This window comes from Pseudonocardia humida (genome assembly GCF_023898865.1).
GTDB classification, from domain to species: Bacteria; Actinomycetota; Actinomycetes; order Mycobacteriales; family Pseudonocardiaceae; genus Pseudonocardia; species Pseudonocardia humida.
Map to the genome: position 1 here is coordinate 1 of NZ_JAGSOV010000115.1, position 6,188 is coordinate 6,188.

Sequence of the window (6,188 nt, forward strand, 5' to 3'; positions counted from 1 at the left end):
CCCGGTTGTTGGACGTGCACGTGCGCCGGTTGCGGCGCAAGGTCGAGCGTGATCCGGACCAGCCGGAGTGCGTGCTGACCGTGCGCGGGCGCGGGTACAAGGTGGCCCGCACCGGGTAGGTGGGGGCATGCTGCGGCTCTCCCTGCGCTGGCGCGTGGCGCTCGCCCTCGGCGCGGGCACCGTGCTGCTGACCGGTGTCCTGGCCGTGGTCACCTGGAACCTCGCCTCGGGCTACATGCTGCGCCAGCGCGAGGCCGGGGCGCTGCGCCAGGCCGAGGTCAACGCGCAGCTGGTCGAGCAGGCCCTGCGGTCGGACACCGCGGGGCTCGGCGACCTGCTCAGCGGCCTGACCACCGATTCGGACGCCACCGTCCTGATCGAGCGACCGGACGGGTGGCTGCTCAGCGGGCGCCAGGTCGACGTCGACGCGCTGCCACCGGCGCTGCTGCGGCTCGCGGCCGAGGGCGTTCCCGCCCGGCAGCGCATCGACACCGGGGGCGTCCCGGTGCTGGCGGTCACGCTGCCCGTCGAGGGCGGGCGCAGCACGTACCTCGAGCTGTTCCCGCTCACCCAGCTCGACCGGGCCTTCCGGTTCCTGAGCACCGTGCTCGGGGTCGGCGTCGGGACCAGCGCGCTGCTCGGGGTCGGGCTGGGCTACTGGGCGGGGCGGCGGGCCCTGCGCCCGCTCACCGAGCTGACCGCGGCGGCGGCTCGGGTGGCCGGCGGCGATCTGCGGGCGCGGTTGCCCGAGCGCGACGACCCCGACCTCGCCTCGCTGGCCACCACGTTCAACCGCACCGCCGACGCGCTGGAGAAACGGGTGCAGCGCGACGCCCGGTTCGCCGGCGACGTCAGCCACGAGCTGCGGTCGCCGCTGACGACGATGGCCAACGCGGGCGCGGTGCTGGAGCGCCGGCGCGAGGAGTTCTCCGGAACGGCGCGCCGCGCGCTGGACCTCCTGCTCGGCGAGGTCGGGCGCTTCCAGCGGATGGTGGTGGACCTGCTGGAGATCTCCCGCGACGATCAGCGCCCGGATGACGAGCCGGACGAGGTGGTCGACCTCGGCGACGCCGTGCACAACGTCGTCGCCGCCCGCGTCGACGACGGCGCCGACAACGCCGCCGAGGGCAGCGCGTTCGCGGTCGAGATCACCGCGCGCCCGCTGGTGCTGGCCGACCGGCGCAGGCTCGACCGGACGGTGGCCAACCTGCTCGACAACGCCGACAAGTACGCCGGTGGTCCCGTGCGGGTCGCGGTGCTGCGCCACGGCGGCCGGGCCCGGGTGGAGGTCGACGACGCGGGGCCGGGGGTGCCGCAGGACCAGCGCGAGCAGATCTTCGAGCGGTTCGCGCGGGGCGCCAATGCCGGGCGGCGGGGCGTCGACGGTGGCAGCGGTCTCGGGCTGGCCCTGGTGGCCCAGCACGTGCGACGGCACGGGGGAGCGGTGTGGGTGGAGGACCGACCCGGCGGCGGGTCCCGTTTCGTCGTGGAGCTGCCCGAGGTGCACCGGTGAGGCGGCGGGGGCCGCTGGTCGTGGCCGCGGTCGCGGTGGGGTTGTCCGCGCTGGGCGGTTGCGGCGTCGAGGTGGAGGCGGAGCCGGTTCCGCTGACCACGTCGGCGCCGGTGCCGACGACACCGGCGCCGGTGCCGACGACCACCATGCGCCCGGGTAGCGCGCCGACCGTACCGGCCCGACCGGCGCCCGCCCCGTCCCTCGCCACCCCGCCGATGACGCCGGCCGCGACGACCGGACCGTGAGGCCGGTCAGCCCCGGCGACCGCGTCGCCGGTCCGGGCCCGGCAGTGCCGACGAGCCGCTCAGCGCTTCTCAGCGCGTACGCACCGTTCGATCTCGCTGATCGACAGCCCGCGCAGGGCGACCTCGGGGTGGTGGGCGCGGTACTCGGCGGGCCCGACCTGCTCGACCTCGGTCCAGCCGTGTCGACCCAGCAGCGGTCCGACCTCGCCGGGGTCCACGCCGAAGTGCCAGACGCGGTGCTCGCCCGTCATCCGGCGGTGGACCGGTCCGGCGCCGTAGAGGTGGGTGCCGTCGAGGAAGTCGCGGCGGATGTGGGTGAACAGCAGCCGGCTGCCGGTGGCCAGGGCCGACAGGGCGTCCAGGGTCCGGTGCACGGCGTCCTCGGTGAGGTACTGGGTGACGGCCTCCCACACGACGACGGCGGGGCGGTCGGTGGCGTAGCCGAGGCGCTCCAGACCGGGAACCAGGTCATCGGACGCCAGGTCGAGCGGGGCCAGCCGGACCTCGTCGCCCCGCTCGCCCAGCACCGCCCGGACGCGTCGGCGCTTGTCGGCGACGTTGGCCGGCAGATCGATCTCGAACGACGCGACCCCGGCCGGGACGGCGAGCCGGTGGGCTCGGGTGTCCAGGCCGGCACCGAGGACGACGAGCTGGTCGATGCCGGCCGCGAACGCCGCGCGGACCTGGTCGTCGAGGTAGCGCTTGCGGCAGAGCATGCTGCCCCACAGACCGGCGGCCTGCCGCTCGGTCGCGTCGAGGAGCAGCCGGCGCACGGGTGCCCAGCGGCACGCGTGGACGACGAGGCGCTGGCCGACCGGCAGGAACCGCGCCGCCAGGTCGTCGTCCAGCAGCCGCTGCTCCGCCGGGGTGTAGCGCTCGCAGGCGGCGATGACCATGGGGCCGAACGCGGTCTGCTCGGCGGCCGATCGCCCGGTCACGGGTTCTCCTCCAGCGCTGGGTGCCCGGACGTGCGGCTTTCGCCGGGCATGGGCGGTGCATGGGCGAAGACGTCGGCCAGCCAGGCGAACACCTCGTTGGCGACGCGCATCCGGGCGGCCCGCTCCGGTGAACCGCGGACCAGGTCGGTGCCGTCCTGCAGGATCTCGCCCAGTGCGGTCAGCGAGGCCACCTGGCGGCGCACGACCCGGGCCCAGGCCTCGTCGTCGACGCGGTAGTACACCGTCCGCTCACCCGGGTGGGTCAGCTGGGTGACGAAGCCGATCGAGCCCAGCAGGCGCAGGTTGGTCGTCAGCGAGGCCCGGCTCGCCCCGATGGCCGCGGCGATCTGGGCCGCGCTCTGCTCGGCGGGAGTGGCGATGGTCAGCCAGCCGAGGATCCGGCCGGCGATGAGGGGGACGCCGTCCTGGTCGGCGCAGTACTTGGCGATGCGCTCGACCCAGCGCAGCACCTCGTCCGCAGGGGAAACCGGAGCCGCCATGTCACTCCTGTCAGTACCCACTCGTGATTTCAGTGGTCACTGAACAATCTATCACGGATGTGGCCCGCGACGATCCGGCGCGACGGGTGGCGGTCACCCGGCGCGCGCGAGCTGCCGGGTGGCCAGACGCAGCAGGGCGACGACGACCACGGCGTGGTACGCGAGGCCGCCGAGGACGTAGGGCCAGTAGGTGCCGCCGTCGTATGCCGACCAGAACGCGCGCACCGGCCAGTACGGCGGCAGCACCCCGAAGGCCAGCTGCCAGGGCGAGTCGAGGAAGAAGAACGGGACCACCGGCAGCGTGAACACCGCCAGCCCCATCACGCGCATCACGGCCAGGCCCTCGATCTTGTTGCGACCGATCGCGCTCATCACCAGTCCCAGGATCGGAGCCAGCAGGCCGGCGACGACGGCGATCGGCACGCTCAGCACGAGGGCCGCGGGCGGGACCTGCCCGGTCAGCGCCAGCGAGGCGATCACCGACATCGCGGTCACCACGGCGGTGGTGAGCGCCCGGTAGGCGGGGTAGGCCGTGGCCGGGACGGGGGTCACCCGCAACGCGACGAGGGTGTCCTGGTCGCGCTCGTCGAGCAGTTGCAGCGCCATCACCGCGCCGAGCAGCAGCGGCGGCCCGAGGACGCAGAACGCGCTGATGATCGCCGAGTGGTAGGGCGCCAGGTCGAAGTCCCACTGCTGGTGGGCGTGAGCGGTGAGGGCGGGCAGGAACCACAGCGCGAGGGCGTAGCCGATCGGGCCGAGCATGACCGCGATCAGCAACGAGTCGCGCCGGATGGTGCGCAGATCGGTGCGGCCGAAGGCGGCGAACGCGGTCCCGAAGGAGGTGGCCGGTGGGATCGGTGCTGCCATCACCGGCCGCCCTCGGACGCGACCACGTGACGGTCGAACACGCGGCGGGCGAGCAGGCAGAGTCCGGCGATCCACACCACGGGGTAGGCCAGGGCGTAGGTGAGGGTCCACCCGTCGAGGTCGACCTGCCCGAACGCGGCTCCCAGCAGCAGCAGCGGGCCCTCGGTGGGGACCAGTCGGAACGCCGGGTGCGGCACCAGCCCGGAGTAGTCCAGCAGCGGAGCGCTGGCCACGGCCAGCAGCATCGTGGCCGGGAGGAGCCACTCGCTGATCGTGGGGAACAGCGGCGCACTCACGAACCCCAGCAGGATCATCAGCAGCGCCATCAGCACGACTCCGGCGGAGAACGCGAAGGGCTGGACGCCCCACCCGAAGTCGGCCAGCGTGACGATCACGCAGGTGACCACGGCCAGCGCGGTCATGCTCAGCAGCTTCGCCGCCAGGTAGTGGCCGAACCGCAGCGGGGTGATGAGCAGCGCGAACAGGGTGCGCTCGCCCTTGTCGAAGAACACGGCACCGGCGATGAAGAACGTCATGAACTCCAGGTCGGCCATCAGCAGGTAGGGCATCGCCGGGCCGAGCAGGGCGTCGGGCACGAGTTGCAGCACGCCGACCCACAGGGCGACCACGACGACGGTGGCCCACCAGAAGCCGTAGCGGCGTTGCAGGCGCAGGTCCATCGCGACCGCGGCGCGCAGCACGGCGCCCCGGCGCGGGGCGGGAACCGTGGCGCTCATGCCAGTGACCGGCCGGTCACGTCGATGAACACGTCCTCGAGGCTGGCCTCCTGGCTGTGCAGGGCCTCGATGTGGTGCTCGCGGGCCAGTGCGCGGAAGGCGTCGTCGTCGGCGAGGCCGTCGAGGGGGAACTCCTCGGTCCGCAGCGCCGCGGCCGGCCCCGGCCCGGATCCGTTGCGGTAGGTGACGCGGACGGTGCGGCGGCTGCGGCGCAGCTTGTGCTCGGCCGGGGTGTCGAGGGCCGCGATGCGGCCGTCGACGACGAAGGCGACCCGGTCGCAGAGCTCCTCGGCGGTGGCCATGTCGTGGGTGGTCAGGAAGACGGTGCGGCCCTCGGTGCGGAACTCGCGGATCGCGTCCTTGATCCGGCGGGCGTTGACCGGGTCCATCCCGGAGGTCGGCTCGTCGAGGAACAGCAGTTCCGGGTGGTGCAGCAGCGCCCGGGCGAAGACCAGGCGCATCTGCATGCCCTTCGAGAACTTCCCGACCCGGGTGTCGGCGTGCGCGGCGAGGTCGACCGACTCCAGCAGCGCCATCGGATCGGCGGTGGGCCGGTCGTAGAGCGAGGCGAAGAACTGCAGGTTCTCCCGGGCGGTGAGCTTCCGGTAGTGGTTGGGCAGTTCGAAGGACACCCCGATGCGCTGGTAGTAGGCGCTGCCCCAGTCGGCGGGATCGCGGCCCCAGACCGCGGCGCGGCCGCCGTGCCCGGTGAGCAGTCCGGTGAGGATCTTCTGGGTGGTCGACTTCCCGGCCCCGCTCGGGCCGAGGAACCCGAACACCTCGCCGGCGCCGACCGTGAAGCCCATCTGCTTCACGGCGGGCTCGGCGGCCTTGGGGTAGCGGAACGAGAGTTCGTCGACCTCGATGACGGTCATCGGGACCGCGGCTTCGGGCGCGGGGATGCTGTACGGGGCACGGTTCCTCCTGGGCGCGCTCTTCGACGGCGCCGACCAGGCTTCCCGGCTCTCCACGGTCCGACGCGAGCCGGACCGATCGGGGAACATTACCATGATTTCAAAGATTTCTGAAGGTTGGAGAGTAATGGTCGATCTCGATCCCGGCGCTCTCCGCGGCGGGCCTGCAGCGGATGGTCGCGGGTGCTGGCGGCAGGGCGTCGCCGCCACGCCGCCGGACAGCCCCGCCGCGGTGCGGCTGCGCCGGATGCGTGTGTCCGCCGGGAAGCCCCTGGCAGGCCCGGAGGACGTCGGCGGTCGCGAATCCCCGGGGTTCCGCTCGTGACCGCGACAGCCGGCGAGTACGCGCTTGCGCTTGTCTGACGATCCCGGGGAGGCCGCTGCGGTGCCCGTAGCGTCGACGGCGTGACCGACATCGTGGCCCCGGCCCCGCGTCCCGCGGACGTCCCCGTCGTCACCCCGGCCGGGGTGACG

Annotated in this window: 8 protein-coding genes; 3 read left to right on the forward strand and 5 right to left on the reverse strand. The window is 73.5% G+C overall.

Annotation, left to right across the window (positions count from 1 at the left end):
• The 3 genes from KDL28_RS39900 to KDL28_RS39910 form a co-directional block, all read left to right on the forward strand.
• A partial coding sequence (locus KDL28_RS39900) for a winged helix-turn-helix domain-containing protein (RefSeq protein WP_252446688.1) occupies nucleotides 1-119 on the forward strand: 119 nt, incomplete at its 5' end.
• An 8-nt stretch (nucleotides 120-127) separates the two neighbouring features.
• The gene (locus tag KDL28_RS39905; protein WP_252446681.1) at nucleotides 128-1,513 is read left to right on the forward strand and encodes a sensor histidine kinase; all 1,386 of its coding nucleotides are present in this window, start codon (nucleotides 128-130) and stop codon (nucleotides 1,511-1,513) included.
• Nucleotides 1,510-1,758 (forward strand): hypothetical protein, encoded by a 249-nt coding sequence (locus KDL28_RS39910; protein WP_252446682.1) that lies wholly within the window; start codon nucleotides 1,510-1,512, stop codon nucleotides 1,756-1,758. Before KDL28_RS39905 ends, KDL28_RS39910 begins: the two co-directional genes overlap by 4 nt.
• Nucleotides 1,759-1,817: 59 nt before the next feature.
• Here KDL28_RS39910 and KDL28_RS39915 read toward each other — a convergent pair whose 3' ends face one another.
• The 5 genes from KDL28_RS39915 to KDL28_RS39935 all read right to left on the reverse strand — a co-directional run bounded on the left by KDL28_RS39915 (nucleotide 1,818) and on the right by KDL28_RS39935 (nucleotide 5,675).
• Nucleotides 1,818-2,696 carry a class I SAM-dependent methyltransferase gene (locus tag KDL28_RS39915; protein ID WP_252446683.1) on the reverse strand — a complete coding sequence of 293 codons (879 nt, stop codon included), beginning with the start codon at nucleotides 2,694-2,696 and terminating at the stop codon, nucleotides 1,818-1,820.
• Nucleotides 2,693-3,196 carry a transcriptional regulator gene (locus tag KDL28_RS39920; RefSeq protein WP_252446684.1) on the reverse strand — a complete coding sequence of 168 codons (504 nt, stop codon included), beginning with the start codon at nucleotides 3,194-3,196 and terminating at the stop codon, nucleotides 2,693-2,695. The genes KDL28_RS39915 and KDL28_RS39920 overlap by 4 nt, the downstream gene beginning before the upstream one ends.
• A 93-nt stretch (nucleotides 3,197-3,289) precedes the next feature.
• On the reverse strand, nucleotides 3,290-4,063 hold the full coding sequence (locus tag KDL28_RS39925) for an Rv2686c family ABC transporter permease subunit (RefSeq protein WP_252446685.1): 774 nt from the start codon (nucleotides 4,061-4,063) through the stop codon (nucleotides 3,290-3,292).
• Entirely contained in the window at nucleotides 4,063-4,800 is a 738-nt protein-coding gene (locus KDL28_RS39930) for a fluoroquinolone export ABC transporter permease subunit (RefSeq protein WP_252446686.1), read from the reverse strand. The genes KDL28_RS39925 and KDL28_RS39930 overlap by 1 nt, the downstream gene beginning before the upstream one ends.
• Nucleotides 4,797-5,675, reverse strand: coding sequence for an ABC transporter ATP-binding protein (locus tag KDL28_RS39935; RefSeq protein ID WP_252446687.1), 879 nt, complete (start codon nucleotides 5,673-5,675; stop codon nucleotides 4,797-4,799). Before KDL28_RS39935 ends, KDL28_RS39930 begins: the two co-directional genes overlap by 4 nt.
• Between the last annotated feature and the right edge of the window lie 513 nt (nucleotides 5,676-6,188).

Excerpts from the sequence above, each read along its gene's own strand:
- KDL28_RS39925 (WP_252446685.1), bottom strand. The coding sequence starts at position 4,063 with ATGGCAGCACCGATCCCACCGGCCACCTCCTTCGGGACCGCGTTCGCC.
- KDL28_RS39920 (WP_252446684.1), bottom strand. The coding sequence starts at position 3,196 with ATGGCGGCTCCGGTTTCCCCTGCGGACGAGGTGCTGCGCTGGGTCGAG.
- KDL28_RS39935 (WP_252446687.1), bottom strand. The coding sequence starts at position 5,675 with ATGACCGTCATCGAGGTCGACGAACTCTCGTTCCGCTACCCCAAGGCC.
- KDL28_RS39905 (WP_252446681.1), top strand. The coding sequence starts at position 128 with ATGCTGCGGCTCTCCCTGCGCTGGCGCGTGGCGCTCGCCCTCGGCGCG.
- KDL28_RS39930 (WP_252446686.1), bottom strand. The coding sequence starts at position 4,800 with ATGAGCGCCACGGTTCCCGCCCCGCGCCGGGGCGCCGTGCTGCGCGCC.